The sequence below is a fragment of the Actinomadura macrotermitis genome (assembly GCF_009604375.1).
Taxonomy (GTDB): Bacteria; Actinomycetota; Actinomycetes; order Streptosporangiales; family Streptosporangiaceae; genus Spirillospora; species Spirillospora macrotermitis.
In genome coordinates this window covers 1,755,519-1,780,950 of record NZ_WEGH01000002.1, presented here as the reverse complement: position 1 = coordinate 1,780,950, position 25,432 = coordinate 1,755,519, and the positions used below count along the sequence as shown (strand labels likewise).

The 25,432-nt window shown below is 73.5% G+C and carries 27 protein-coding genes; 8 read left to right on the top strand and 19 right to left on the bottom strand.

The annotated features are described in order from the left end of the window. Nucleotides 1-5: 5 nt before the first annotated feature. From ACRB68_RS20380 to ACRB68_RS20370, 3 genes are all read right to left on the bottom strand, one after another. Complete coding sequence (locus tag ACRB68_RS20380) at nucleotides 6-734, bottom strand: redox-sensing transcriptional repressor Rex (protein ID WP_328594476.1); 729 nt, start codon at nucleotides 732-734, stop codon at nucleotides 6-8. Between the two features lie 275 nt (nucleotides 735-1,009). Then, a complete protein-coding gene (locus tag ACRB68_RS20375; RefSeq protein WP_153534396.1) occupies nucleotides 1,010-1,270 on the bottom strand; it encodes a glutaredoxin family protein in 261 nt (86 codons plus the stop codon). 56 nt (nucleotides 1,271-1,326) lie between these two features. Next, nucleotides 1,327-2,562 (bottom strand): putative quinol monooxygenase, encoded by a 1,236-nt coding sequence (locus ACRB68_RS20370; RefSeq protein WP_153534393.1) that lies wholly within the window; start codon nucleotides 2,560-2,562, stop codon nucleotides 1,327-1,329. 191 nt (nucleotides 2,563-2,753) lie between these two features. Here ACRB68_RS20370 and ACRB68_RS20365 point away from each other — a divergent pair, with 191 nt between their 5' ends. Together ACRB68_RS20365 and ACRB68_RS20360 are read left to right on the top strand one after the other, a co-directional pair. Continuing rightward, entirely contained in the window at nucleotides 2,754-3,380 is a 627-nt protein-coding gene (locus ACRB68_RS20365; RefSeq protein ID WP_207709746.1) for a sigma-70 family RNA polymerase sigma factor, read from the top strand. Between the two features lie 99 nt (nucleotides 3,381-3,479). Further along, complete coding sequence (locus ACRB68_RS20360; RefSeq protein WP_153534389.1) at nucleotides 3,480-4,352, top strand: HAD family hydrolase; 873 nt, start codon at nucleotides 3,480-3,482, stop codon at nucleotides 4,350-4,352. Here the strand turns inward: ACRB68_RS20360 and ACRB68_RS20355 are convergent. From ACRB68_RS20355 to ACRB68_RS20330, 6 genes are all read right to left on the bottom strand, one after another. Continuing rightward, nucleotides 4,349-5,275, bottom strand: coding sequence for a lysophospholipid acyltransferase family protein (locus ACRB68_RS20355; protein ID WP_153534387.1), 927 nt, complete (start codon nucleotides 5,273-5,275; stop codon nucleotides 4,349-4,351). The two genes, ACRB68_RS20360 and ACRB68_RS20355, sit on opposite strands and share 4 nt — an antisense overlap. A 9-nt stretch (nucleotides 5,276-5,284) precedes the next feature. Beyond that, complete coding sequence (locus tag ACRB68_RS20350) at nucleotides 5,285-6,301, bottom strand: NAD-dependent epimerase/dehydratase family protein (RefSeq protein WP_153534385.1); 1,017 nt, start codon at nucleotides 6,299-6,301, stop codon at nucleotides 5,285-5,287. A 47-nt stretch (nucleotides 6,302-6,348) separates the two neighbouring features. Then, a complete protein-coding gene (locus tag ACRB68_RS20345; RefSeq protein WP_018654693.1) occupies nucleotides 6,349-6,447 on the bottom strand; it encodes a 30S ribosomal protein bS22 in 99 nt (32 codons plus the stop codon). A 384-nt stretch (nucleotides 6,448-6,831) separates the two neighbouring features. Beyond that, complete coding sequence (locus ACRB68_RS20340; RefSeq protein WP_026414196.1) at nucleotides 6,832-7,035, bottom strand: helix-turn-helix domain-containing protein; 204 nt, start codon at nucleotides 7,033-7,035, stop codon at nucleotides 6,832-6,834. A gap of 337 nt (nucleotides 7,036-7,372) precedes the next feature. Then, on the bottom strand, nucleotides 7,373-8,179 hold the full coding sequence (locus ACRB68_RS20335; RefSeq protein ID WP_328594474.1) for a phosphatase: 807 nt from the start codon (nucleotides 8,177-8,179) through the stop codon (nucleotides 7,373-7,375). After that, on the bottom strand, nucleotides 8,176-9,396 hold the full coding sequence (locus ACRB68_RS20330; RefSeq protein WP_153534383.1) for an acetoin utilization protein AcuC: 1,221 nt from the start codon (nucleotides 9,394-9,396) through the stop codon (nucleotides 8,176-8,178). The genes ACRB68_RS20335 and ACRB68_RS20330 overlap by 4 nt, the downstream gene beginning before the upstream one ends. Nucleotides 9,397-9,588: 192 nt before the next feature. Between ACRB68_RS20330 and ACRB68_RS20325 the strand changes: the two genes are divergently transcribed. Beyond that, a complete protein-coding gene (locus tag ACRB68_RS20325) occupies nucleotides 9,589-10,644 on the top strand; it encodes an alpha/beta hydrolase (protein ID WP_153534381.1) in 1,056 nt (351 codons plus the stop codon). Nucleotides 10,645-10,723: 79 nt separating this feature from the next. Here the strand turns inward: ACRB68_RS20325 and ACRB68_RS20320 are convergent, their stop codons facing one another. From ACRB68_RS20320 to ACRB68_RS20285, 8 genes are all read right to left on the bottom strand, one after another. After that, the gene (locus ACRB68_RS20320) at nucleotides 10,724-11,158 is read right to left on the bottom strand and encodes a hypothetical protein (RefSeq protein ID WP_153534379.1); all 435 of its coding nucleotides are present in this window, start codon (nucleotides 11,156-11,158) and stop codon (nucleotides 10,724-10,726) included. A 46-nt stretch (nucleotides 11,159-11,204) separates the two neighbouring features. Continuing rightward, nucleotides 11,205-11,999: a pyrroline-5-carboxylate reductase gene (proC, locus tag ACRB68_RS20315; RefSeq protein WP_153534377.1), complete on the bottom strand. Its 795-nt coding sequence runs from the start codon at nucleotides 11,997-11,999 to the stop codon at nucleotides 11,205-11,207. A gap of 56 nt (nucleotides 12,000-12,055) precedes the next feature. Further along, nucleotides 12,056-12,976 (bottom strand): proline dehydrogenase family protein, encoded by a 921-nt coding sequence (locus ACRB68_RS20310; RefSeq protein ID WP_328594472.1) that lies wholly within the window; start codon nucleotides 12,974-12,976, stop codon nucleotides 12,056-12,058. Nucleotides 12,977-13,047: 71 nt separating this feature from the next. Further along, a complete protein-coding gene (locus ACRB68_RS20305) occupies nucleotides 13,048-14,184 on the bottom strand; it encodes an LCP family protein (RefSeq protein ID WP_153534375.1) in 1,137 nt (378 codons plus the stop codon). Between the two features lie 48 nt (nucleotides 14,185-14,232). Next, nucleotides 14,233-14,967: an ABC transporter permease gene (locus tag ACRB68_RS20300; protein WP_153534373.1), complete on the bottom strand. Its 735-nt coding sequence runs from the start codon at nucleotides 14,965-14,967 to the stop codon at nucleotides 14,233-14,235. After that, entirely contained in the window at nucleotides 14,964-15,695 is a 732-nt protein-coding gene (locus ACRB68_RS20295; protein WP_153534371.1) for an ABC transporter ATP-binding protein, read from the bottom strand. The genes ACRB68_RS20300 and ACRB68_RS20295 overlap by 4 nt, the downstream gene beginning before the upstream one ends. Before the next feature lie 57 nt (nucleotides 15,696-15,752). Beyond that, complete coding sequence (locus ACRB68_RS41425; RefSeq protein WP_328594471.1) at nucleotides 15,753-16,328, bottom strand: TetR/AcrR family transcriptional regulator; 576 nt, start codon at nucleotides 16,326-16,328, stop codon at nucleotides 15,753-15,755. Next, nucleotides 16,325-17,209 (bottom strand): sugar phosphate isomerase/epimerase family protein, encoded by an 885-nt coding sequence (locus tag ACRB68_RS20285; RefSeq protein WP_194293375.1) that lies wholly within the window; start codon nucleotides 17,207-17,209, stop codon nucleotides 16,325-16,327. Before ACRB68_RS20285 ends, ACRB68_RS41425 begins: the two co-directional genes overlap by 4 nt. Nucleotides 17,210-17,396: 187 nt before the next feature. Between ACRB68_RS20285 and ACRB68_RS20280 the strand changes: the two genes are divergently transcribed. Together ACRB68_RS20280 and ACRB68_RS20275 are read left to right on the top strand one after the other, a co-directional pair. Further along, nucleotides 17,397-18,095 (top strand): class I SAM-dependent methyltransferase, encoded by a 699-nt coding sequence (locus ACRB68_RS20280; protein ID WP_328594470.1) that lies wholly within the window; start codon nucleotides 17,397-17,399, stop codon nucleotides 18,093-18,095. Nucleotides 18,096-18,169: 74 nt separating this feature from the next. Then, nucleotides 18,170-19,219: an alpha/beta fold hydrolase gene (locus tag ACRB68_RS20275; RefSeq protein ID WP_153534367.1), complete on the top strand. Its 1,050-nt coding sequence runs from the start codon at nucleotides 18,170-18,172 to the stop codon at nucleotides 19,217-19,219. Nucleotide 19,220: 1 nt separating this feature from the next. Here the strand turns inward: ACRB68_RS20275 and ACRB68_RS20270 are convergent, their stop codons facing one another. Beyond that, a complete protein-coding gene (locus tag ACRB68_RS20270) occupies nucleotides 19,221-20,069 on the bottom strand; it encodes an SGNH/GDSL hydrolase family protein (protein ID WP_153534365.1) in 849 nt (282 codons plus the stop codon). A 174-nt stretch (nucleotides 20,070-20,243) separates the two neighbouring features. Here ACRB68_RS20270 and radA point away from each other — a divergent pair, with 174 nt between their 5' ends. Continuing rightward, a complete protein-coding gene (radA, locus tag ACRB68_RS20265) occupies nucleotides 20,244-21,668 on the top strand; it encodes a DNA repair protein RadA (RefSeq protein WP_153534363.1) in 1,425 nt (474 codons plus the stop codon). Nucleotides 21,669-21,835: 167 nt separating this feature from the next. Next, nucleotides 21,836-22,864 (top strand): DNA integrity scanning diadenylate cyclase DisA, encoded by a 1,029-nt coding sequence (gene disA / locus ACRB68_RS20260; RefSeq protein WP_328594469.1) that lies wholly within the window; start codon nucleotides 21,836-21,838, stop codon nucleotides 22,862-22,864. Here disA and ACRB68_RS20255 read toward each other — a convergent pair. Beyond that, nucleotides 22,855-23,778, bottom strand: coding sequence for a helix-turn-helix transcriptional regulator (locus tag ACRB68_RS20255; protein WP_153534360.1), 924 nt, complete (start codon nucleotides 23,776-23,778; stop codon nucleotides 22,855-22,857). The genes disA and ACRB68_RS20255 overlap by 10 nt on opposite strands. A gap of 113 nt (nucleotides 23,779-23,891) precedes the next feature. Between ACRB68_RS20255 and ACRB68_RS20250 the strand changes: the two genes are divergently transcribed. Beyond that, nucleotides 23,892-25,415 (top strand): MFS transporter, encoded by a 1,524-nt coding sequence (locus ACRB68_RS20250; protein ID WP_207709745.1) that lies wholly within the window; start codon nucleotides 23,892-23,894, stop codon nucleotides 25,413-25,415. Nucleotides 25,416-25,432 lie beyond the last annotated feature (17 nt).

The following is a 25,432-nucleotide window of genomic DNA, read 5'->3' as shown; positions in this document are numbered from 1 at the left end:
ACTGATCACGCTTGCACCGCCTCGACGTACTGCGCCGTGCCCGGCGGCCCGTCGCCGGCGAGCGGGTGCTCGCCGGGGCCGCCGGCCTTGCGCTGCTCGTGGAAGGCCAGGATCTGCAGTTCGATCGACAGATCGACCTTACGCACGTCGACGCCGTCCGGCACCGCCAGCACCACCGGCGCGAAGTTCAGCACGCTGGTCACCCCGGACGCCACCACCCGGTCGCACACCTTCTGGGCGGCGCCCGCGGGCGTGGCGATGACCGCGATGGACACGCCGCGCTCGGCGATGACGTCCTCCAGCCGGTCGATGTGCTCCACGGTCATGCCGGAGATCTGCTGGCCGACGATGGCCTCGTCGGCGTCCAGCAGCCCCGCCACCCGGAACCCGCGCGAGGCGAATCCGCCGTAACCGGCCAGCGCGCGGCCCAGGTTACCCACCCCGATGATGGCCACGACCCAGTCCTGGGTCAGGCCGAGCTCGCGGGAGATCTGGTAGACCAGATATTCGACCTCATACCCGACGCCCCGCGTACCGTACGAGCCGAGGTGGGACAGGTCTTTACGAAGTTTGGCCGAGTTGACCCCGGCGGCCGAGGCCAGCTCCTCCGAGGAGACCGTGGCCACGCCGCGGTCCTGGAGGGTGTGCAGCGCCCGCAGGTACACCGGCAGCCGCGCGACGGTGGCTTCGGGAATGCCGCGTTCGGCGCGGGTGCGGTTCTGTCGAGGTGTCACGGCCTGCTCTTCGGGGGCTCGACGCTAGGTCTGACCCCGGCCATTCCGTGGCGGGGACCGCAACGGCCACCGCCTGGCCGCCCAGGGCTGCCTCCCAGGTTAAGCCTTTGTGAATACGCGCACAAAGTCGCCCCCCACCCAACGGGTCCGCTCGCGCGCCCGCGCCGGACTTAAAAGCCCAGGTCAGCGGGGGTGTGCCGGACGTATCCGCAGGCCAGGGGTCCGCAGGTGGTGTGACTGACCAGACATCCCGTTTTCTGGGGTAATTGCCCTGTCTAACGGGTTTTACGCAATTTGGCGATGGCGGCGCGCAGCCGCGCCTCGTCCACCCGCCAGAAGTCGTGCTGCACCCCGTTGATCAACGTGACCGGGATCTGCTCCCAGTACTCGCGCGTGTCGGCCTCCGACAGGGTGATGTCGCGCTCGCGCACCGCCACCCCGAGGTCGGCGGCGACCCGCTCGATCACGGCCCGCGCGTCGTCGCACAGATGGCAGCCGGGCTTGCCCAGCAGCGTGATCGTGATGTCGGTGCTCATGGCCTCGCCTCCGCTCGGCGGCGCGCCCGTGTCCATGGCCTCGCCGCCGCTCGGGCTCACCGGCGGGTCACCTGGCCGGAGCGGCCGCCGGGGGCGGGCAGCGGGAGCACCTTCGCTGCGCCGAGGCGCAGCTCGATGACGTTGGTGGCCAGCACGTGCGGGCGCGACTCGGCCTGGAACCGCTGCACGTGCGGCTGCCGCCGGTGCGCCTCGAACGCCGCCTCGTCGCGGAACAGCTCGTACAGGATGCGCTGGGTGGGCGTGTTCACCACCTCGTGCACGGCCGAGATCAGCGTGTCCGGCTCGGCGGTGCGGGCCGCCTGGACCAGCGCTTCGGCCAGCCGGTCGAAGGGCTCCTCGCGGCCGTCCAGCAGCGTGTACACGGTGATCTGGCCGCAGACGGCCGGGTCGGCGGCCGCGGCGGCGAACCCGTCCACGCTGGTCGGCGGCGCCGGGTCGGGGAAGCGCAGCTCCTCGCTCGCCGGCTCGGGGAAGCGCAGCTCGCCGCGCTTGGACGCCGGGGGCGCGGCCGGCTGCGGCTGCGGCGCGGGGGCCGGCTGCGGCGGGGGCGGCGGCGGGGTCTCGTAGCCGGTGGCCGGCTCGTCCTCGTACTCGGCGTCCTCGTCGTCGTACACCGGGATGGTGCGTATCGCGCCGTACCAGACCAGGCCGGCCGCGCCGCCGAGCAGGACCGGCACCAGCATGCCCGGCAGGAACCCGCGGGTGCCGGTGACCACCAGCACGCCCGCCAGCGCCACCAGCGCGACCGGGATCAGCAGCTCGGCCGCCTCCTGGTCGCGCTTGCTGGCCTGCAGCGCCGTCACCGCCGCGCACGCCACCAGCGCCAGCACCGCGACCACGTGCGCGCCGTCGACGAGCAGCAGCGGCAGCGTCTGGTACACCTTCGACGGCGGGGGCAGCGCCTTGGCGAACTTGTAGGACGTCAGCGGGTCCAGCACCGCGATCACCAGGGCGACCACGCTGTAGGACACCGCGAACAGCCACGCCGCGAACCGCACCTGCACCGGCCGCGCGATCAGCTCCACCATGCCGAGGGCCAGCCACATCGGCGCGATCAGCGCCGCGCCCAGCTCCACCACCCGGAACAGCAGTCCGTTGAAGCCCGCGAAGAAGCCCACCGTCATGCAGGCGAGCGCGAGCGAGATGCCGACCAGGGTCAGCGACCAGGCGATCAGGTAGAGCAGCCGGTCCTTTGAGGCGCGCGAAACGAGCAACCCGGTGGCCGTCAGGGCACCCAGGGTCGCCAGCAGCGCGAGAAGAGCTTCGACCATCGCGCCCCATGGTGCCCGATCCGGGGCGCCGAAGGGTAACCGCTGCGCCGCGAACTTCCCGGACCGCCCTTGTCACCGGGCCGCACGAGCCGCCCCGGGCCCCCGCCCGCGGCCACCGTTGCCTGCCCTCCCCCGCGCTACCTAGAGTGGCGATTCACGCCGGAGGTCGCATACGCCCCGAGGAGAACTGCATGCGCAGCCTGACCCTCGATGCCCGAGTGACACCGCTGCCCTGGTCGTCCCCGCACGCGGCCCGCCGGGGACGGCGCGGCGACGCGGTCAAGGACCTGGTGCTGCGCGCCCGCGACGGCGACGCCGAGGCGTTCGGCTCCCTCTACGACAACTACGTCGAGCTGGTCTACCGCTACGTCTACTACCGGGTCGGCTCGCACTCCCTCACCGAGGACCTGACCAGCGAGACCTTCCTGCGCGCGCTCCGCCGCATCGGCGACTTCCACTGGCAGGGCAAGGACTTCGGGGCCTGGCTGGTGACCATCGCCCGCAACCTGGTCACCGACCACTTCAAGTCGAGCCGCCACCGGCTGGAGTTCTGCACCGCCGAGCTGGTCGAGCCGGACCTGCCCGACGAGGGCCCCGAACGGGCGGTGCTCGACTCGATGACGAACACGGCCCTGCTGGCGGCCGTGCACAGCCTCGGCGCCGAGCAGCGCGAATGCGTCGAGCTGCGCTTCCTGCGCGGTCTGTCGGTGGCCGAGACCGCCCTGGTCATGGGCAAGAAGACCGGCGCGATCAAGGCGCTGCAGTACCGCGCCGTCCGCTCCCTGGCCCGCCTGCTGCCCGACGACCTGCGCGGCTGAGCGCGAACACCCGATGACGCCCGCCCGCGCGAACGTGAACACCATCCCAATCCGGCCCGAAGCCCCGGCCATCCCCGCCCTATTGACTAGGCTCGTTCCATGCGGCTTTTCTGGCAGCGCGGTAAGGAAGAAGACCCGGTGAGCGCGGGGGAGGCGGCGGCCGCGGCGGCCGCCGCGCATGCCCCGCTCCCCGACCCCGACCCGACGGCCGCGGCGTTCTTCGACGTGGACAACACGATGATGCGCGGCGCGTCCATCTACTACTTCGCCCGCGGACTGGCCTCCCGCAAGCTGTTCACGGCGCGCGACCTGGCCATGTTCGCCTGGGGGCAGGCGGCGTTCCGCCTGCGCGGCACCGAGAACGCCGAGCACATCGGCAGCGCCAAGGAGATGGCCCTGTCCTTCGTGGCCGGGCAGCAGGTCAAGGACCTGGTCCGGCTGAGCGAGGAGATCTACGACGAGGTGATGGCCGACCGCATCTGGCACGGCACCCGCCGCCTCGCGCTGCAGCACCTGGACGCCGGCCAGCAGGTCTGGCTGGTCACCGCGACGCCCGTCGAGGTCGCCCGCACCATCGCGCACCGCCTCGGCCTCACCGGCGCCCTCGGCACCGTCGCCGAGACCGACGCCGGCGTCTACACCGGCCGGCTGATCGGCAACCTGCTGCACGGGCCCGCCAAGTCCGAGGCGATCCGCGCCCTGGCCCAGCGCGAGGGCCTGGACCTGTCGCGCTGCTCGGCCTACAGCGACTCGATCAACGACCTGCCGATGCTCACCACGGTCGGCCACCCGCACGCGGTCAACCCCGACTCGGCCCTGCGCGACCACGCCCGCGAGCACGGCTGGCCGATCCACGACTTCCGCACCGGCCGCAAGGTGACCATGGTCGCGCTCCCGGCGGCCGCGGGCGCCGGCGCCCTGGCCGGCGGCGTCGCCGCGGGCATCGCGCTGCGCCGGCACTACCGCGCCTAGAAGAAGGCGGGGCCCCGGCGCAGGAGGGTCTCGTAGAGCATCTGCTGGACGGTCTCGCGGACCTGGTCGGTCAGGTTGAAGACGGTCATCGGGTCGTCGGCGGCGTCCGGGCCGAGATCGCCCAGCGGGATCGGCTCGCCGAACTGGATCACCCACTTGGAGGGCAGCGGGATCAGGCCCGCCGCGCCGAGCCAGGGGAAGGTCGGGGTGACCGGGAAGTAGGGCAGGCCGAGCAGCCGGGCGAGCGGCTTGAGGTCGGCGAGCTTGGGATAGATCTCCTCGGCGCCGACGATGGCGCACGGGACGATCGGGACGTCCGCGCGCAGCGCCGTCTCCACGAAGCCGCCGCGGCCGAAGCGCTGCAGGTGGTAGCGGTCGGCGTAGGGCTTGCCGACGCCCTTGAAGCCCTCGGGGAAGACGCCGACGAGCTCGCCCTTGGCCAGCAGCCGGGACGCGTCGGCGGGGCAGGCGAGGGTGTGGCCGGCCTTGCGGGACAGGTGGCCGAGCAGCGGCACCTGGTAGACCAGGTCGGCGCCGAGCAGGCGCAGGTCGCGGCCGAGGTGGTCGTGGGCGGCGACGGTCAGCATGACGCCGTCGAGCGGGATGGTGCCCGAGTGGTTGGCGACGAGCAGGGCGCCTCCCTCGCGGGGGACGTTCTGCGCGCCGATCAGCTCGACCCGGAACCAGCGCTCGTAGAGGGCGCGGGCGGCGGGCAGCAGCACCGAGCGGTTCAGGTCGGGATCGTAGCCGAACTCGTCGACCTCGTACTCGCCCTGCAGGCGCCGGCGCAGGAAGGCCAGGCCGGAGGCGATGCGGCGCTCCAGCGGGCTCGGCCCGGCGGCCGCGGGCGGCTCCTCGGGCGGGGCCACGTTCAGCGGGATGACCTGCGCGTCCTCGTCGTCGTGGTGCGGCTGGGCGTTCATGGTCCCTCCTCAGTCCCGGCCGGCGGCCGCGGCCAGCCGGCCCAGCAGTTCCAGGGGGGCGGTGCGGCCGCGGCCCTGCGCGGAGAGGAAGTCCGCGAACGCGTCCTCGGAGCTGTACTTGGGCCGCCATGCCAGCTCGGCGGCGAGGGCGGAGGTGTCGATGACGCGGCCGTAGGTGAGCCAGCGCAGCAGTTCGGGCGAGAAGCCCGACAGGCCGGCGAACCGGCGGCCGAGGTCGCCGACCATCGAGATCGACTGGGTCGGCATCGGCACGTAGGGGCGGCCCGCCCGGCGCAGCGCCTGCGACAGCAGCAGGATGCCGTCGCCGGCGACGTTGAAGCAGCCCGGATGGTCCTCCACGGTCATCCGGCGCAGCACCTCGATGCCGTCGTCCTCGTGCACGAACTGCAGCCGGGGGTCGAATCCCAGCACCGTCGGGACGACGGGCATCCGCAGGTAGCGGGTGAGGGGGGAGTCCACCCCCGGCCCGAGGAAGTTGGCGAACCGCAGCACCGAGACCACCAGGTCCGAGCGGCGCCGGGTCAGCCCGCGCACATAGCCCTCGACCTCGACCGCGTCCTTGGCGTAGCCGCCGGCGGGGGCCTGGGCGGGCTGGTCCTGCTCGGTGAACACCGCCGGGTCCATCGGCGAGGACCCGTACACCGCGGCCGAGGACCGCACGACGAGCTTGCGCATGTCGGGCGACCGCTGGCATGCCGCCAGGAGCTGCATCGTGCCGATGACGTTCAGCTCTTTCACCTTCGCCCGGGGGCCCGCCTGTGCGGTCACCAGGTTCAGGTGCACCACCGTGTCCACCTCGGCCGAGGAGATCACCTTGGCGATGCTGGGCGTGCGGATGTCGACCCGGACGAACTCGGTGCGTCCGAGCGACGTCGCGGGCGGCACCGTGTCCACGCCGATGACCCGCTCGATGCCGGGATCGGCCTGGAGGGTGTTCGCGACCCGCGCCCCCAGGAAACGGGAGACGCCCGTGACAAGTACGACACGGGCCGCGGCAGAGGGCATGGAGGACACTGTGCGCCCCACCCCTTACGGCTGAGTGGCCGGTGTGTTTACTTCTTGTTGCGACGCTGGATGCGCGTCTTCTTCAGCAGCTTGCGGTGCTTCTTCTTCGCCATCCGCTTGCGGCGCTTCTTGATGACAGAGCCCACGAGACCTCGCTCGGCATATCGGGTGTCGTACAGGATGCGGACAGGCCACCGACTCTCTCGATGTGCACGGTCCGCTGCCCAAGGGTACCGCTGCGCCAGCAGAGGTCTCGCCTCCGGTCGGCGGGCACGCCGCCACGCCGGGGCGGAACGGGCCGTTTCCGGTGTCCGGGGCCTGCCACCCCGGACACCGGAACCGGCGGTCGCCACACCGCCGGCCGGTCCTTCTCCCCGGTCCTGTTCCCCGATCGCACCCCCGTGGGCGCCAGGCCGTTCCGGCGCGGGCGGTGCCCGCGCCGCGGGCTCTGCGTCGATCGGTCCGGGGGCGGTGAAGGGGGCTCATGCCCCGCCCCTACCCCGGATCCGCCCCGCCATGGCGGGGCGCGCTCATCCGGCTTCGATGAACGCGTCGCGCAGATAGTCGTGCACGGCCTGCTCGGGTACCCGGAACGAGCGGCCCACGCGGATCGCGGGCAGCTCGCCTGAGTGGACGAGGCGGTAGACGGTCATCTTGGACACCCGCATCACCGCCGCCACTTCGGCCACAGTCAGGAACCTGACCTCGCTGAGAGGTCGCTCGCCTGAGCTCATCGGACGCCCTCTTCCACACGTGACGCGCACCGGCCCTTTGGGTGACTTTGATCACGCACGTGTACTTCCTCCAGCGTAAATCGTGTATCGGCTGTCGCAAGAGGGAAATTCCACCTGGTTCCGTCTCCTGACCTGACGGAATGGACACACTGTGCTCCCGGCCCCGGCACGGCGGGGGCGGCACCGGGCCCGCCGCGGCGCCGCTCCGCACCGCCGACACCCCCGGTGACCTGCGGCTCAGCCGTTCCCGCGGGGGTGATGCCGCCCCGGCCGCCCCGCTACGGCCGCCGCGTCACACCGCGTGACACATTCCGGCCACCGATCGGGGAACCTTTATTCAGGCGAGCCCTGCACGATTCAGCAAATACGCAGTCATGGGGGCGTAATGATGCGGCGATACGCCGTCGTCGAGCGGGACCACCACCGCGACCTTGCCCTCGGCGGCGCCCACGAACAGTGCCGGGTCGTTACAGTCCGCGAAGCCGACCGCGTCGATGCCGGCCTGGCCGGCGGCACCCGCCCAGCCGTGGTCGGCCATGGCCAGATCCGGCCAGTCCGCCCCTTCGGCTGCGAGAACGGCCAGCATCTGCTCCATCGGGGCGGAGTCGTGGGTGTGGTGGGTGCGGCCGTCGTCGCCCTCCAGCATCGCCACGCCGCCGGGCGCGTAGACCAGGCGCCGCAGCTCCAGGCCGCTGTGGGAGGTCTCGATCTCGTACTCCCAGCCCGCCGCCGGCGTCAGGATCCGGCAGCCCCGCTCCGCCAGCGCCGCCGCGACCGCCTGGTAGACCGGTGTCAGCGTCGCCGGGTGGCCCGTCGCCAGCACCACCGGGGAGCGGCGCTCGGCGGCCAGGGCGATCCGGTCGCCCATCGCCTCCAGCGCGTCGATCGTCAGCTCCGGGTCGATGGTGTCGTCGCCGTACAGGTGGTAGGGGTCGGGGTCGACGCCGCAGCGCTCGACCATGACCTCCAGCACCTCCCGCTCGGTCCAGGCGCGCTTGAACTCCAGCCCGAACTGGTAGTACGGGTTCCCCGCGGCCATCCGCCGGTAGTGCAGCAGGTTGTTCTGCCGGGGCGTGGCGACCTCCCCGGCGATCATCGTGCGGACCAGGTGCTCGCGCAGCTCCGCGCGCGACGGCGCCGTCACAGGTCCGCCATCGGGTCCAGGCCGTGCTCGGGGAACACCGCCCGCCGGGTCGCCAGCACCGCCTGGTCGACGGGGTTGGCCGGGTCGTATCCGGTCTCCCACGTGTGCACCTCCACCTCGATCGTTCCATCGGTCATCCGGCGCGGCGCGATCTCGTCGGTGCGGCGGCGCACGAGGTCGCGCCAGGCGTCCGGGGTGCCCGCCGCCGGGTCGATCGGCCGGCCCGCGGCCTCGGCCAGCAGATGCGTCCAGGCACGCGGCACGACCTGGACCAGCTCGTACCCGCCGCCCCCGGTGGCCAGCCACCTCCCGCCGCAGATCTCGTGCGCCAGGGCGTGCAGCCGGGCGTGGGCGGTGCGCTGGCCGTCCACGCTGAGGATCAGGTGGGCCAGCGGGTCCAGCGCGTGCGCGTCGGCGCCGTGCTGGGTGACCATGATCTGCGGGGCGAACGCGCGCAGCACCGGCGGGACGACCGCCTCGAACGCGCGCAGCCAGGCGGCGTCGCCGGTGCCGGGCGGCAGCGCCACGTTCACCGCGCTGCCCGGCGCGTCCGGGCCGCCGCTCTCCTGCGGGAAGCCGGTGCTGTGGGGGAACAGCGTGCGCGGCGTCTCGTGCAGGCTGACCGTCAGCACCCGGGGGTCGTCGTAGAACGCCGCCTGGACTCCGTCGCCGTGGTGCACGTCGATGTCGACGTAGGCGACGCGCTCGGCGCCGTTGTCCAGCAGCCAGGCGATCGCGACGGCCGGGTCGTTGTAGACGCAGAAGCCGCTGGCGGCGCCCGCCAAGGCGTGGTGCAGGCCGCCGGAGATGTTGACGGCGTGCGCGGTCTCGCCCGTCCACACCGCGCGCGCCCCGGCCACCGAGGCGCCGGTGATCAGCGCGGACGCCTCGTGCATGCCGAGGAAGACGGGGTTGTCGGGGGTGCCGAGGCCGCGCCGCTGGTCGGGCAGGCCGGTCTGGCCGGAATGGCGGACCGAGGCGATGTAGGCGTCCTCGTGGACCAGGCCGAGCAGCGCGTCGTCGGCGGCCTTGAACGCCTCGACGCGCACGTTCGGCGCGTCCAGCAGCCCGAACTCGCGGGCGAGGGCGATGGTCAGCTCGACGCGGACGGGGTTCATGGGGTGCCCGGGTCCGAAATCGTATTCGGTGAGCCGTTCGTCCCACAGGACCTGAAGCCCGCAGTTCCGGGGGGACAGGGCGGACGAATCGCTGCTCATGACCTCACGGTATCGCCCCGGCGGAACGTCCGCCCGGGTGGCATGGATCACCACGGCCCGCGTCCCGGCGCGCACGGACGGCCCCCGCGCCGCCGCAAACGGCCGCCGTTGCTACAAAGTTGTGACGTGAACCACCGCGATTAACGGGCATATACGTAACATCGTGGAAACACAACATTAAAAGGGGTGTAAATGGACACGCGCCTCCCGCCCGACGTCACCCCTCTGCCGCTCGCCGAGGCCGCTCCCCGCGCCGGCCTGCCCTACGACCGCCGCCCCAGCATCCGCAGCCGCGCCATCTCGCGCACGCTGCGGCTCGGCTTCTACCCGATCATCCACCACGCGCCCGGCCACGCCCGCGGCATCCGCACCGCCCGCTCCGGCGTCGACGCCGCGTCCCTGCTGCTGCGGCACAGCCAGCGCGTGCTGATCAAGCAGCTGGCCGACCCGCAGGTCGAGCAGGGCGGCCTGGAACGCCCGGTGCGGGGCGAGTGGGTCCTCACCCGCGAGGGCGAGCGGACCGCCCGCGGCGCCATCCTCTACCTGCACGGCGGCGGCTACGTGGTGTGCTCGCCGCGCACGCACCGCCCGATCACCTCGCGCCTCGCGCTCGACACCGGCCTGCCGGTGCTGGTCCCGCGCTACCGGCTGGCGCCCGAGCACCCCTTCCCGGCGCCGCTGGAGGACGCCGTCGCGGCCTACCGGTGGCTGCTGGCGCGCGGCGTCCCGGCGTCCGGCATCGTGATCGCGGGCGACTCCGCGGGCGGCCACCTGGCCGCGGCGCTGACCGGCGAGATCTGCCGCACCGGGCTGCCGCGCCCCGCCGGAACGGTCCTGTTCTCCCCCTGGGTCGACCTGACCTGCGAGCTGTCCACCCGGTCGCGGGCCCGCGACCCCTACATCAGCGCCACCGCGGCCCGCCGGGTCGCCCGTCTCGTGGTGGGGCCGGCCGGATTCGACGACCCGCGGCTGGCCCTGCTCGCCTCCCCCTGGACCGACACCCCGCCGATGCTGATCCAGGTCGGCGGCGCGGAGGTGCTGCGCGCGGACGCCGAGGCGCTGCACCGGGCGCTGACCGAGGGCGGCAACGACTGCCGGCTGCAGGTCTGGAAGGGGCAGATGCACGTCTTCCAGATCCTCAACCGGGTGCTGCCGGAGGCGAGCGCGGCGATGCGCGAGACCGCGCGCTTCGTCGCCCGCGTCGTCTCCGCCGAACCCGCCGCGCCCCAGGCGGAGGCCGTCGCCTGAAGCGGCTTGGGGTTCCCCCCGCACGACCGCGCGGTGACGGGCGTCGGCCGTGCGGGGGGAACCTCGCCAAACCCCGGGTTCAGGCCACCCGGGCCGGCTCCGCCCCACGGCGGCGGCGGTCCTCGGGCCGGTTGCGCCCGGCGGTCCAGAACCCCAGGAGCGCGGCCAGCGCGGCGACCCCCTCGCCCGCCGCGCTGACCGTCTTCTCCGTGTACCAGACCGGCTCGGACATGTCGGGCAGCGGGCCGAGCGGCCCGACCCGCACGAAGTAGTAGAGGAGCAGGGCGCCGACCGCGCTCGCCGCCACCAGGAAGGCGAGCGCGTACGTCCAGCGGCGGGCCAGGAACAGGACCAGCAGCCCGACGGCGCCCGCCACCGCCGCCTGCGCGTAGAAGATCACGTCACCGCCGATCGAGCCGCCCTGGACGCCCGCCATGTCCGGCGCGAACCGCCAGTGCACGACGGCGTCCACGGCCAGCCCGGCCGCCACCAGGACCCGCAGCACGATTCTCATACCCCTGACACGTACGCCAGGGCCGATCGGCTCAACCGCGGCCGCCTCAACCACCGGCGAGTTCGCGGCCCCGGTTGCGCGCCGCCTCGATCGCCTCCAGCACCGCGGCCCGCACGCCGTGCCGCTCCAGCTCGCGGATCGCCGCGATCGTGGTGCCGCCCGGCGAGGTGACGGCCTCGCGCAGCAGCACCGGGTGCTCGCCGGAGTCGCGCAGCATCACCGCCGCGCCGACCGCCGACTGGACCACCATCTCCAGCGCGGCGGCGCGCGGCATGCCGAGCAGGATGCCCGCGTCGACCATGGCCTCGACCAGGTAGTAGAAGTACGCCGGGCCGCTGCCCGACAGCGCGGTGGCGCCGTCCTGCAGCGACTCGGGGATGCGCAGCACCTTGCCGACGGGGCTGAGCAGCTCCTCGGCGAGCTTCAGGTGCTCCTCGCCCGCGTGCGACCCGGCCGAGATGACGCTCATCGCCTCGTCCACGTGCACCGGGGTGTTGGACATGACCCGCACCACCGGGACGCCCTCGGGCAGCCGCGCCTCGATGAACGCCGAGGTGATGCCGGCCGCCATGGAGATCACCAGGTGGCCGGGCGGGACGTGCGGGCCGATCTCCTCCAGCAGCACGCCCATGTCCTGCGGCTTCACCGCCAGCACCAGCGTGTCCGCGGTCCGCGCCGCCGCGACGTTGGTGGTGATCTCGATGCCGTAGCGTTCGCGCAGCAGCGCGGCGCGCTCCTCCCGGCGGGCGGTGGCGGCCAGCTCCGCCGGCCGGCGGCCCGCCCGCAGGACGCCCGACAGCAGCGCCTCGCCCATCTTCCCGGCACCCAGAATCGCGATCATGCGCACACCTTGACGTGGGGTTTCAACGACGGCCCCAGCCTAGTGGCGCGCGGCGGTCAGCCCTTCCCGGCCAGGGAGCGCAGGAAGAAGGCCAGGTTGGCGGGGCGTTCGGCGAGGCGCCGCATGAAGTACCCGTACCACTCGGCCCCGTAGGCGACGTAGACGCGCACCTGCGCGTCCTGCCCGGCCAGGCGCCGCTGCTCGTTCGGGCGGATGCCGTAGAGCAGCTGGTACTCGAACGACTCCGGGTCGCGGTCGTTCATGACGGCCAGCGCCCCGGCGATGTCGATCAGGCGCGGGTCGTGGGTGGCCAGCATCGGGTAGCCGCTGCCGGCCATCAGGACCTTCGTGCACCGCACGTAGGACTTGTCGACGTCCTCGCGGCTCTGGAACGCGATCGTGTCGGGCGCGGCGTAGGCGCCCTTGCAGAGCCGCACCCGCGAGCCCTCGTAGGCCAGCTCGGCGCAGTGCTCCTCGGCGCGCCGCAGGTACGCCTGGATGACGGCGCCGACGTCGGGGAAGTCGCGGCGCAGCTCGGTCACCACGCGCAGGGTGGAGTCGACCGTGGTGTGGTCCTCCATGTCCAGCGTGACGGTGGTGCTCGCCGTGCGGGCGGCGGCGCAGATCCGCCGGGCGTTGTCCAGCGCCAGGTCCTCGTCCAGGGCCTGCCCGACGGCGGTCAGCTTCAGCGACACCTCGGCGCGGTTGCCGAGGCCGGCCGCGGCGAGCCGGTCCAGCAGCGCGGTGTAGTTCCGGACGGTCGTCTCGGCCTGCCCGCGGTCCTGGACGTCCTCCCCCAGGACGTCCAGGGAGACCATGAGGCCTTCGCCGACGAGCCGCTCGGTGGCCTTCATCGCGTCCTCGGTCGTCTCGCCCGCGATGAACCGGCGGACGACGTCGCGGCTGAGCGGCGCCCTCTCCACGACCGTGCGGACGGCCCCGCTGCGAGCGGCGGCCAGCAGTGCCTGACGGAACACCGGCGATCCCCGTTTCCGGCCGGACCACCCTGTCCGGCCTTCCTCAGGTCATACCCGGCGTCCGGCGGAGATCACGACACCTGGCCGATCTGGTTCCCGCCGCCGTACCTGGCGATGTAGGCGGGCATCTCCGCGGTCTTGATCGCCTCGAACAGCGCGGCGTCCTTCTTGGGGTCGAGCAGCACCACGCTCTGCTTGCCGCGCGCCGCCGGGCCCTTGTTCGGCGCGGTCATGAACGTCACGTCGCCGGGGCGCAGGTTGCGCAGGCCGAGCGCGAGCGAGCGCAGCTTGCCGGCGTCCATCGAGTCGTCCACCGTGATCGACTTGGTGAACGCCTCCAGGAAGCGGTTCAGCTTGATCGGGTTGGTGAGCGTGCCGCCGTCGGCGGCCTGCCGGGCGAGCGCGCCGAGGAACGCCTGCTGGCGGCGGATCCGGTCGAAGTCGCCGTTCGGCAGGTTGTGCCGCTGCCGGACGAACAGCAGCGCGTCCTTGCCGTCCAGCTTCTGCTTGCCGGCCTCCCAGTTCTTGTGCCGGGAGGGGTCGTAGACGCTCTGCTTGATGTCGACGGTGACGCCGCCGAGGGCATCGGTCATCGCCTTGAAGCCCTCGAAGTCGATCGCGCCGTAGTGGTCGATGCGGACGCCGGTGAGCTTCTCGATCGTCTCGGTCAGCAGTTTCGGGCCGCCGTAGGAGAACGCCGCGTTGATCTTCTGCTTGCCGTAGCCGGAGACGTCCACCCACGAGTCGCGCGGGAACGACAGCAGGTAGGCCTTCTTGCGGTCGGCCGGCAGGTGCAGCAGCATGATCGTGTCCGAGCGCTGCTGGCCCGGCTTCCACAGGTCGTCGTTGCCCTTGCCGGTGGTGCCGGACTCGGCGCGGGTGTCGGAGCCGACGAGCAGCCAGTTGTCGGTGCCCTCGGCCGAGGGGCCGGGCCGGTTCCCGTCGGGCCGCCAGCCCTGCTGGCGCTTGATGTTGCCGTTCAGGGACGACTCGCGCTCCCACAGCAGGCCGCCGATCCCGGCGACCAGCAGGACGAGGAACAGCCCGATCGCGATCAGCACGCGCGGCCAGACGCGCCGCTTGCCCTTGCCGCGCCGGTGGCCGCCGCCCTCGCGCGGCCCGTCCGCCGGCGTCGGCGTCGGCTCCGCGGCCGGGGCCTCGGCCTCGGCGGCGGGCGGCTCGGAACCGGGGATGTCACGCGGGGTCATGGCGCCGGAGATTACCAGGCCAATGCCTCATTTTTGCTTAAAAGGTGCTTAAGGGGTACGACGCCGCAGCGTAGCCGCGCCCAGCACCAGCGCGAGCACCGTGCAGCCCGCGATGACCAGCATGTCGCGCAGCAGCGTGCCGGTGACCTCGCTCCTGGCGCTGACCTCGCGCATCGCCTCCACCGCGTACGTCAGCGGCAGCACGTCCGAGACCGCCTCCAGCCAGGACGCCATCTGGGCGCGCGGCATCAGCAGCCCGCAGAGCAGCACCTGCGGCAGCACGAACGCGGGCATGAACTGCACCGCCTGGAACTCGGTGCGGGCGAACGCGCTGGCCAGCAGCCCGAGGGCCATCCCGAGCAGGGCGTCCAGCACCGCCACCAGCAGCAGCGACCAGGCCGAGCCGTGCAGGTCCAGGCCGAGCCAGGTCAGCGAGATCGCCAGCACCACGCCGACCTGCACCAGCGCCAGCAGCCCGAACGCCAGCGCGTAGCCGAGCAGCAGGTCCAGCTTGGCCATCGGCGTGGTCATCAGCCGCTCCAGGGTGCCGCCGGTGCGCTCGCGCAGCGTGCCGACGCTGGTCACGATGAACATGATCACGAACGGGAAGACCGCGATCAGCAGCGGCCCGACCCGGTCGAACAGGCCCGGCCGGTCGAAGACGTAGCGCAGCAGCACCATCAGCAGCGCGGGCACCCCGATCAGCATGCCGAGCGTGCGGTGGTCGTGGCGCAGCTGGGCCAGGATGCGGCGGGTGGTGGCCAGCGTGATCGAGACGTTCATGCCGCGCTCCCGGACTGCTCGGTGATGAGCTGGAGGAAGGCCTCCTCCAGGTCGCGCGCGCCGGTGCGGGCGCGCAGCGCCTCGGGCGTGCCGTCGGCGAGGATCAGGCCCTCGCGCATCAGCAGCAGCCGGTCGGTGCGGCCGGCCTCGTCCATGACGTGGCTGGACACCACCAGCGTCGCCCCGCCGGCCGCCAGCTCGCGGAACAGCTCCCACAGCTCCTGGCGCAGCACCGGGTCCAGGCCGACGGTCGGCTCGTCCAGCACCAGCAGCTCGGGCCCGCCGAGCAGCGCGGCGGCCAGGTTCACCCGGCTCAGCTGCCCGCCCGACAGGGTCGCCACGACCTGGTCGCGGTGCCGCCCGAGCCCGACCTCGTCGATCACCCGGGCCACGTCGGAGCGCGGCGCGCCGAGCATGGCGGCGAAGTAGCGCAGGTTCTCGGCGACGCTGAGGTCGCCGTACACCGCGGGCTTCTGGGTGGCGTACCCGACGCGGCGCCGCAGCCCGGGCGCCCCGGCCGGCTCGCCGAGCACGGTCACCGTGCCGCTCCGCACGACCTGCACCCCGACCAGCGCCCGGATCAGGGTCGTCTTGCCGCACCCGCTCGGCCCGAGCAGGCCGACGATCGTGCCCCGGGGCACCTCGAACGCCAGGTCGTGCAGCACCTCGCGCCCGCCGCGAACGACCCGCAGCCCCTGCACCCGGATCGCCGGACCTGAATTCATCATATGTTGAATTTAAGCCGGCACCTGTCCCCCGTCAAGGGTCCGCACAGGGGTAAGGCCCTACTCGCCGAGATGGAGCTGGAGGGCGGGCGCGAGCATCGTGACCAGCTCGTCCACCGGCGCCGACGCGATCGGCTCCACCTTCAGGACGTGGCGCAGGATCACCACCCCGATGAGCTGCCCGGCGGCGGCGTTCACCCGCACCGGCGGGATGCCGTACTTCTCGGCGGCGCGGGCGAACAGCGCGGCGGTGACGAACTCGCGCATCATCGCGGCGGCCTTCTCGTTGGTCATCGCCGAGCGCAGCATCGCCAGGATCGGCGCGCGGCGGGCCGGGTCCTCCCAGATCTCCAGGAACGACCGGGCCATCGCCTCGCCGACGCCCTCGCGGCCGGCCGGCGCGATCCGGGTCAGCAGCTCGGCGGGGTCGACCGGGAAGCGCATCGCCGCGACGAACACGCCCTCCTTGTTGCCGAAGAAGTGGTGCACCAGCGCCGGGTCGACGCCCGCGGCGCGGGCGATGGCGCGCAGCGAGGCGCCGTCGTAGCCCTTGTCGCCGAACAGCTCGCGGGCCGCGGCCAGGATCGCCTCGCGGGTCTCGGTCGGCCCCGGGCGGCGTCCGGGCGGTCGGCTCACGTGGCGCCCCGGCGGGTCACCTCGCCGCGGGAGGTGACCTGCCAGGTGCGGTCGGCCGCGGCCAGGTGCAGCCGGGCGAACGCCAGGGCCTCGGCCAGGTCCTCCATCCGCTCGGCGCGGCTGTCGGCGCGGCGGGTGTTGACCTCCAGCACGACGTGCCCGGCGAAGCCGCCCTCGGCGAGGGTCTCCAGCATCGGCCCGCACGGCTGGGCGCCGCGGCCCGGCACCAGGTGCTCGTCCTTGTTGGTGACGCCGACGCCGTCGGCCAGGTGGATGTGGCGCAGCCGGTCGCCGAGGTCGGCGGCCATCGCCATCGCGTCCGAACCGGACACCGCGGTGTGCGACAGGTCCAGGGTGACGTGCGGGTAGTCCTGGTCGACGGGGTTCCAGTCGGGGGCGTACATGCCGGCCTCGGCGCCGCGCGCCTTCAGCGGGAACATGTTCTCGACCGCGAACAGCACGTCGGTCTCGTCCTGCATGCGGGCGATGCCCTCGACGAACTCGCGGGCGTAGTCGCGCTGCCAGCGGAACGGCGGGTGCACCACCACGACCTCGGCGCCGAGCTCCTCGGCGACCTCCTTGGAGCGGATCAGCTTGCCCCACGGCTCGCGGCCCCAGACCCGCTGGGTGAGCAGCAGGCAGGGCGCGTGGATCGACTTGATCGGGACCTGGTGGTAGTCCGACAGCCGGCGCAGCACGCTCAGGTCCTGCGAGGAGGCGTCGGTGGACACCATGACCTCGACGCCGTCGTAGCCCAGCAGCGCCGCGATCTCGAAGGCGCTCGGCACCTTCTCGGGGTAGACCGACGCCGTGGACAGCGTGATCGGGGCGTCCGGGACGCGGATCGCCGGGGTGGTGGCGCCGTTGTGCTGCGGGGTCAAGGCTCCCTCGCCAGGTGGTCGCTCGGCGGTTGACGGCGCGGACGCGCCCCCCGGCGGCGGCAAGGTCCTGCCGGCGCCCGGCGGCGCCCCACGCAACGGAAAGCCTATTCGCCCGGAGCCGCGATGAAACCCATGCCCCTGGGTGATGCTCATTTCTTGACGGATGCGGTGACTACGCTCTGTCGTTGTGGTCGACATCGCGCCCGGGGCCGTGCCGAGCCCCAACATCTGGAACTCCCCTCAGGTCTATGAGATCGAGAACCGTGCCGTGGATCCCGACGGCGCGATCGAGGCGGCCCTGCGGCGCCTGCGCCCGTGGGCCGGCGCGACCGTGCTGGACCTCGGCTGCGGCACCGGCTTCCACCTGCCGATGTTCGCCCGGGAGGCGGCCCGGGTCGTCGGTGTGGAGCCGCACGCCCGGCTCGCCGCGGCCGCCCGCGCGCGCGTGCGCGACCTGCCGAACGTCACGGTGCGTGTGGGCACGGCACAGGCATTGCCACTTCCGGACGCTTCGGTCGATGTCGTGCACGCACGGTGGGCGTACTTCTTCGGGCCGGGCTGCGAACCGGGCCTCGCCGAACTGGACCGGGTCGTGCGGCGCGGCGGCGCGGTGTTCGTCATCGACAACGACGCGACCCGCTCCACGTTCGGCGGCTGGTTCCGGCGCGGCCTGCCGTCCTACGACCCGGCGGCGGTGGAGCGGTTCTGGACGCGCCGCGGCTACCAGCGCGAACCCCTGATGATCCGGTGGGTGTTCGGGTCGCGCGCGGACCTGGCGGCGGTGCTGAAGATCGAGTTCCCGGCCGCGCTCGCCGAGACCTTCCTGCGCGAGCACGACGGCCTGGAGGTCGACTACGCGATCAACATCTGGTGGCGGGCGCGCTGAGCCACCCCCCGCCCTCCCGCCTGTTGGATAGATGTACAACAATGACCCGTCCAACGAACTTGGGAGGGTCGGACATGGGACGTGCCGCCAGGACGAGCCGCAACATCCTCGCCGCCACCGCGCTCGGCGCGGGCGCCACCGGGGCGGGGCTGGCCGCCCAGCGCCGCGCCGTCCGCCGGCTGCGGATGCGGCCCGACCCCTACGCCGGCGAGCCGTTCGGGTCGCTGCGCGGCCGCCCGGTCCCGGTCCGCGCCGCCGACGGCACCCGCCTGTACGCCGAGATCGACGGCGAGGACCGCACCGACCTCGCCGTGGTGTTCTCGCACGGCTGGACCCTCACCCAGGACTCCTGGCACTTCCAGCGCAAGGCGCTGCGCGGCCAGGCCCGCCTGGTCTTCTGGGACCAGCGCGGCCACGGCCGCTCCGACGGCGGCGCCCGCGACGACTACGGGCTGCCGCGCCTCGCGCACGACCTGAAGGACGTCATCGACCAGACCGTCCCCGAGGACACCCCGGTCGTCCTGGTCGGCCACTCCATGGGCGGCATGACGACGCTGCGGTTCGCCGACGAGTACAGCGAGACGCTCGGCCGCAAGGTCGTCGGGATCGGCCTGCTCAACACCTCCTCGGGCGAGCTCGGCTCGGTCACCCTCGGCCTGCCGGCCGCCCTCGCCCGCGTCACCCAGCGGGTGCTGCCGCGCGCGCTGCGCGCCGTCGGCGCGGGCTCGGCGCTCATCGAGAAGGTGCGCCACCTCGGCCGCGACGGCTCGGTGCTGATCGAGGACCTGATCGCCTTCGGCCCCGACGCGAGCCCCGCCGCGGTCGCCTTCGCCGAGCAGATGATGGCCGAGACCCGGATGGACGCCCTCATCGACTTCTTCCACTCGATGATCACCCATGACGTGATCAGCGACTGCGCGCACCTCGGCGGCGTCGACACCCTGGTCATCAGCGCCGAGAACGACATGATGACCCCGGTCGGGCACAGCCTGAAGATCGCCTCCTGCGTGCCGTCGGCGCGGCTGGAGGTCATCCCGGTCGCCGGCCACATGTCCATGCTGGAGCGCCCCGCCGTGGTGACGGAGCACCTCACCGACCTGATCGACCGCGCCCGCAAGGGGTAGGTCAGGCGTCCAGGGCGGCGGTGACGCGGCGGGCCACCTCGCGCATTCCGGCCTGGTTGGGGTGGACCGGGGCCGCCGGGGAGGTCAGCACGATGCCCTCGACCCACTTGCGGCCGGGGCGGGCGCACATGTCGTGGCCGAGGCCGCCCCGGTAGGTGTCCACGAAGGTCGCGCCGACCGCCCTGGCCTGTTCGGCGAGCATGCGGTTGAGGCGGCGTTCGGCGCCGTCCAGGAACGCCAGGTCGCCGCGGGCGATCGGGACGGCGGGCCAGCAGCCGGGCGCGCCGGGCACCAGCCGCAGGTAGCCGACGACCAGCACCCGTGCCCGGGGCGCGCGGCGGCGGATCCCGGCGAGCACCGCGGCGACCTTCGGCGCGACGGCGTCGACGCGGCGGGCGATCCGGTCGCCGAAGCGGGCGGTGCAGGGCGCGCCGAGCGGGTCGGTGACGCTCGCCAGCCCGCACGCCACGGTGATCTCGCTGAAGCCGAGGTCGTTGCCGCCGATGCCGAGGGACACCAGGCGGGTGCGGCGGGTGAGCGCGTTCAGCTGGGGCGGGTTGACGCCGAGCGAGGTGCGCTGCGGGGCCGTCATGTCGGTGGTCTCGGCGCCGCTGCAGCTCACGTCGGTCAGCCGGGCCCCGATACGGGCGGCAACGAGCGAGGGGTAGTTGTGGTCCGACCGCATGCACCCCGCCGGCCGGCCGGCGGGGTTCGGGATGAGCGGCCCGGCGGTGAACGAGTCGCCCAGCGCCACATATCCGCCCCCCGACGGCGCGGCCTGCGCCGGCGCGCCGAGCGCCAGTACCGCCGCCACGGCCGCCCCGAGCCCCAGCGCCTTCTTCAGCAGCATGCCGTGCGGTCCTTTCACCGGGGCCCTCTGACAGCAGACGGCCGGCCCGACGCCTCCGTCAACGCAGATGGCCATAACTGGTCGTGATTGCCTGAACACCATAAGTCACAGAAGTTCCGGCCGGCCCCACGGACCGGGACCGAACTGTCGGTGGCCGGCCGTACGCTTCGGGCCATGGCGAAGGTGAAGACGGCCAAGGCCGCCTACCGGTGCTCGGAGTGCGGCTGGCAGACCTCCAAGTGGGTGGGCCGCTGCGGCGAGTGCCAGGCCTGGGGCACGATCATCGAGGGGTCCAGCGCCGCCGCGGCCCGGGTGGTGACGGCGGGCCCGGTCAGCGCGCCCGCGCGGCCGATCGGCCAGGTCGACGTGCGCTCCGCGCAGACCCGCCCGACCGGGCTGGACGAGCTCGACCGGGTGCTCGGCGGCGGCATCGTGCCCGGCGCCGTGCTGCTGCTGGCGGGCGAGCCCGGCATCGGCAAGTCCACCCTGCTGCTGGAGGTCGCCGCCCTCGCCTCCACCACTACGGGCGGCACGGGCACCTCCTCCGTCCTGTACATCACCGGGGAGGAGTCGGCCGAGCAGGTCCGGCTGCGCGCCGACCGGATCGGCGCGATCACCGACCGGCTGTACCTGGCCGCCGAGACCGAGCTGTCGGCCGTGCTCGGCCACGTCGACGCGGTCGAGCCGTCCTTGATCGTGGTCGACTCGATCCAGACGATCGGCACCGCGGAGGTCGACGGCGCGCCCGGCGGCGTCACCCAGATCCGCGAGGTCGCCGCCAACCTGATCCGGGTCGCCAAGGAGCGCGGCATCACCGTCGTGCTGGTCGGCCACGTCACCAAGGAGGGCGCGATCGCCGGGCCGCGCCTGCTGGAGCACCTGGTCGACGTGGTGCTGTACTTCGAGGGCGACCGGCACAGCCGGCTGCGGATGATCCGCGCGGTGAAGAACCGCTACGGGCCGACCGACGAGCTCGGCTGCTTCGACCTGTCGGAGGTCGGCATCGTCGGCCTGCCCGACCCGAGCGGGCTGTTCCTCACCCGCCGCGACGAGCCGGTCCCCGGCACCTGCGTCACCGTCACGCTGGAGGGCCGCCGCCCGCTGGTGGCCGAGGTGCAGGCCCTGGTCGCCAAGTCGCACCTGCCCTCGCCGCGGCGCGCGTCGTCGGGGCTGGAGACCTCCCGGGTCGCGATGGTGCTGGCGGTGCTCGCCCAGCGCTGCAAGATCTCCATGCACGAGCAGGACGTGTACGTGTCCACCGTCGGCGGCGTCCGGCTCGCCGAGACCTCCGTCGACCTGGCGCTCGCGCTCGCGGTCGCCGGGTCCACCGTGGAGCAGTCGCTGTCGTCCAGCCTGATCGCGGTCGGCGAGGTCGGCCTCGCCGGGGAGGTGCGGATCGTGCCGGGTGTGCAGCGGCGCCTCGCCGAGGCGACCCGGCTCGGCTTCAAGTACGCCGTCGTGCCGCGCGGCTCGCTGGAGCTCGGCAGCGGATCGCCGCTGAAACGGGCCGACCCGCAGCTCATGAGCTTCGAGGGCATGAAGGTGATGGAGGTGGACAGCCTCACCCAGGCGCTACAAGTGGCATTCACCGCGCCCTGAGCGGGGTCACGCCAGGGTATGACGTCATCGGGCGCAAGCTTGCGACCTGGGGAGGAACCGACCTGCCGCCCTCCTCGGTAAACTGACGCCGTCCAGCGACCTCCGGGGGCCAGGTGCCAGCACACAACAAGGGTCATGACGAACGACGCCGGGCCACGCTCGCGGCGGTGGCCCCGGGCACCCAGCTGAGGGACGGCCTGGAGCGCATCCTGCGCGGCCACACCGGCGCGCTGATCGTGCTCGGCTACGACGACCTCGTCGAGGAGATCTGCTCCGGCGGCTTCGAGCTCGACGTGGAGTTCTCCGCGACGCGGCTGCGCGAGCTCGCCAAGATGGACGGCGCGATCGTGCTCGACAGCACCCGGCACCGCATCGTGCGCGCCGCGGTGCACCTGGTGCCCGACTCCACCATCCCGACCGAGGAGTCCGGCACCCGGCACCGCACCGCCGAGCGGGTCGCCCGCCAGACCCCGCACCCGGTGATCTCGGTCAGCCAGTCGATGCGCATCATCGCCCTCTACCTGGACGGCATCCGCTACGTCCTGGAGGACTCGGCGGCGATCCTGTCCAAGGCCAACCAGGCCCTGGCCACCCTCGAGCGCTACAAGCTGCGCCTGGACGAGGTGTCGGGCACCCTGTCGGCGCTGGAGATCGAGGACCTGGTCACCGTCCGCGACGTGTCGGCGGTGGTGCAGCGGCTGGAGATGGTGCGCCGCATCGCCGACGAGATCGAGGGCTACGTCGTCGAGCTCGGCACCGACGGCCGGCTGCTGTCGCTGCAGCTGGACGAGCTGGTCTCGGGCGTCGACGTCGACCGCGAGCTGATCGTGCGCGACTACCCGTCCGCGGGCACCCGCCTGCACGGCGTCGCGGCGGTGCTGAACGCGCTGGACGCCCTGTCGGCCAACGAGCTGCTCGACCTGTCCACCGTCGCCGAGGTGATGGGCTTCACCGGCCCCGAGTCGCTCGACCTGCCGGTCAGCCCGAAGGGGTACCGGCTGCTGGCCAAGGTGCCGCGGCTGCCGAGCCTGGTCGTGGAGCGCCTGGTGGAGCACTTCGGCGGGCTGCAGAAGCTGCTGGCGGCCAGCATCGACGACCTGCAGGCGGTCGGCGGCGTCGGCGAGTCCCGCGCCCGCAGCGTCCGCGAGGGCCTGTCCCGCCTCGCCGAGTCCTCCATCCTCGAACGCTACGTCTGACGGCCTTCGGCGTCGGCCCGCGCTGCGGCCTCCGGACGCGCTCGCGTGCGGGCGGGGGCGCCCGCCCCGGCGGCGATGTGGCCGCCGAGGAAGGCCAGCGCCTCCTCGGCGGGGCTGCCGGGCGGGGCCGTGTAGATCACCAGCAGGTGGTGCGCGGCGCCGGGGACCTGGAAGGTCTCGTAGTCGAGCGTGAGGTCGCCGGCGATGGGGTGGCGGAAGCGCTTCGGCCCGTGGGTCTTCTCGTGGACGTGGTGGCCGGCCCACAGCGTGCGGAAGGTCTCGCTGCCGAGGGACAGCTCGCCGACCAGGCGCACGAGCTCGAGGTCGTGCGGGTGGCGCCCGGCGGCCATGCGCAGGATGCCGACCGTGGTGCGCGCGGCCTCGTCCCAGTCCAGGTGGATCTCCCGCGCGCCCGGGTCCAGCAGGATGCGGCGGGCCATGTTCCGCTCGCGCGGCGCCAGACCGGGGAAGTCGGCGATCAGCGCGGCCGCGAGCGGGTTCCAGGCCAGCACGTCGGTGCGGTCGTTCATGATCACGGCGGGGGTGGCCGGGACGGCCTCGACGACCTGCCGCAGCGCCGGCCGCAGCGCGCCGGCCCGTCCCGCGGCGGCCGCCGGGGCGCGGCGGGGCGGCCGGGCCAGGTCGTGCAGGTGGGCGCGCTCGGCGGGCCCGAGCCGCAGCGCCCGGCCGAGCGCGTCCAGGACCTCGGCGGAGGGGCGGTCGGCGCGGCCCTGCTCCAGCCGCACGTAGTAGTCGGTGCTGAGCCCGGCCAGTTCGGCGACCTCTTCGCGGCGCAGGCCGGGCACGCGGCGGCGGCCGGTCGCCGGCAGGCCCGCGTCCGCGGGCGGCACCAAGGCCCGCCGGGCCCGCAGATAGCCGCCGAGGGTGGCGGCGAGCACGCTGGTGTTGGCCATGGGCCCAGTATGCGGGCCGAGGGCGGGGACGCGGGGGCCGTAAGGTGGCCCTGCCGTTCCCAGGGAACGGCCGCCCCTTCTTCCCGGCACGGCCCGCGCCGACGATCGAGGGCATGACCACGTCTTCTCTCAGCGGCACGCGCCGCTCCCGCCCGGCCCGGCCCGAGGACGACGGCGGGCACGGCTACTGGCCCACGGTGGCCGCGGTCGCGTCCGCCAGCATGATGCTGCCGTTCTCGGTGACCGGGGCCGCGGTGGCCCTGCCGAGCATGGCGGCGGACCTGGGTTCCTCGGTCGGCGCCGCGCAGTGGATGCTGAACGCCTTCAACATCACCTTCGCGGCGCTGCCGCTCGCGGCCGGCGGCCTGGCCGACCGGCTCGGCCGGCGCCGCGTCCTGCTCACCGGCATCGCCCTGGTCGGGGCGCTGTCCCTGCTGGTCGCGCTGGCGCCCTCGATGGCGGTGGCCGACGTGGCCAGGGCGGTCCAGGGCGGCGGGGCCGCGGCCGTGCTGGCCTCGGGCGCGGCGGTGCTGGCCCACGCCACCTCCGGGCGGCGCCGGCGGCTGGCGTTCGGCATCCTCGGCACCTCCTTCGGCGCGGGCCTGGCGAGCGGGCCGCTGGTCGCCGGGGCCCTGGTCGAGGCGGCCGGCTGGCGGTCGGTGTTCCTGCTGGTCGCGGCGATGTCGCTGCCCGCGTGGCTGTGCGCCACCCGCGCCCCCGAGTCCCGCGACCCCGCCCGCAGGCCCCTGGACGTGGCCGGGCTGACCGCCTTCACCGCCGGGCTGGCCTGCCTCTCCTTCGCCTTCGTCCAGGCCTCGTCCGCGGGCTGGGGCGCGGCGGGCACCCTGCTGCCGCTCGCCGCGGCCGTGGCGCTGGTCGCGCTGTTCACCGCGGTGGAGCTGCGCCGGGCCGGCCGGGCGATGTTCGACGTCCGGCTGTTCCGCCGGCCCGAGTTCGCCGCGGTGGTCTGCCAGCCCTTCACCGTCACCCTCGGCTTCGTCATCCTGCTGGTGTACCTGCCCGCCTACCTCCAGGGCGTCGCCGGCCGCACCGTCCTCGCCAGCGGGCTGCTCCTGCTGCCGATGACCGCGCCGGTCCTGCTGCTGCCGCTCGCCGCCGGCCTGCTGGCCGCGCGCACCTCCGTGCGGGCGGTGCTGACCGGCGCCTCCGCGCTGATCGCGGTCGGCGCCCTGCTCCTGACGACCCTGCGCGGCGACGCGTCCTGGTGGGAGCTGGCGCTGCCCCTGCTGCCCTTCGGCGCCGGGGTGGGGCTGGCGTTCGGGGTGATGGACAACGCCGCCGTCGGCACCGTCCCGGTCGAGAACGCCGGTGCGGCGGCGGGCGTCTTCAACACGATGCGCATCACCGGCGAGTCCGTCGCCGTGGCCGGCGCCGCGGCCCTGCTCACCACGCTCACCGCCGCCCGGCTGGGCGACGGCGGCCTGCCCGCCGGCCCGGCGGCGCGGCTCGCCGGGCAGGCCGTCCAGGGCAAGGTGGACGGGGCGCACCACGCGGCCCTGGCCGCCGGGTTCACCGGCGCCTTCCACACCCTCGGCCTCGTCCTGGCGGCCCTGTCGGCGCTCGGCGCGGTCCTCACCTACCTCGCGCTCGCGCCGCACCGCGCCGGGCGGCAGTGACGCGGCAGTGACGCGGC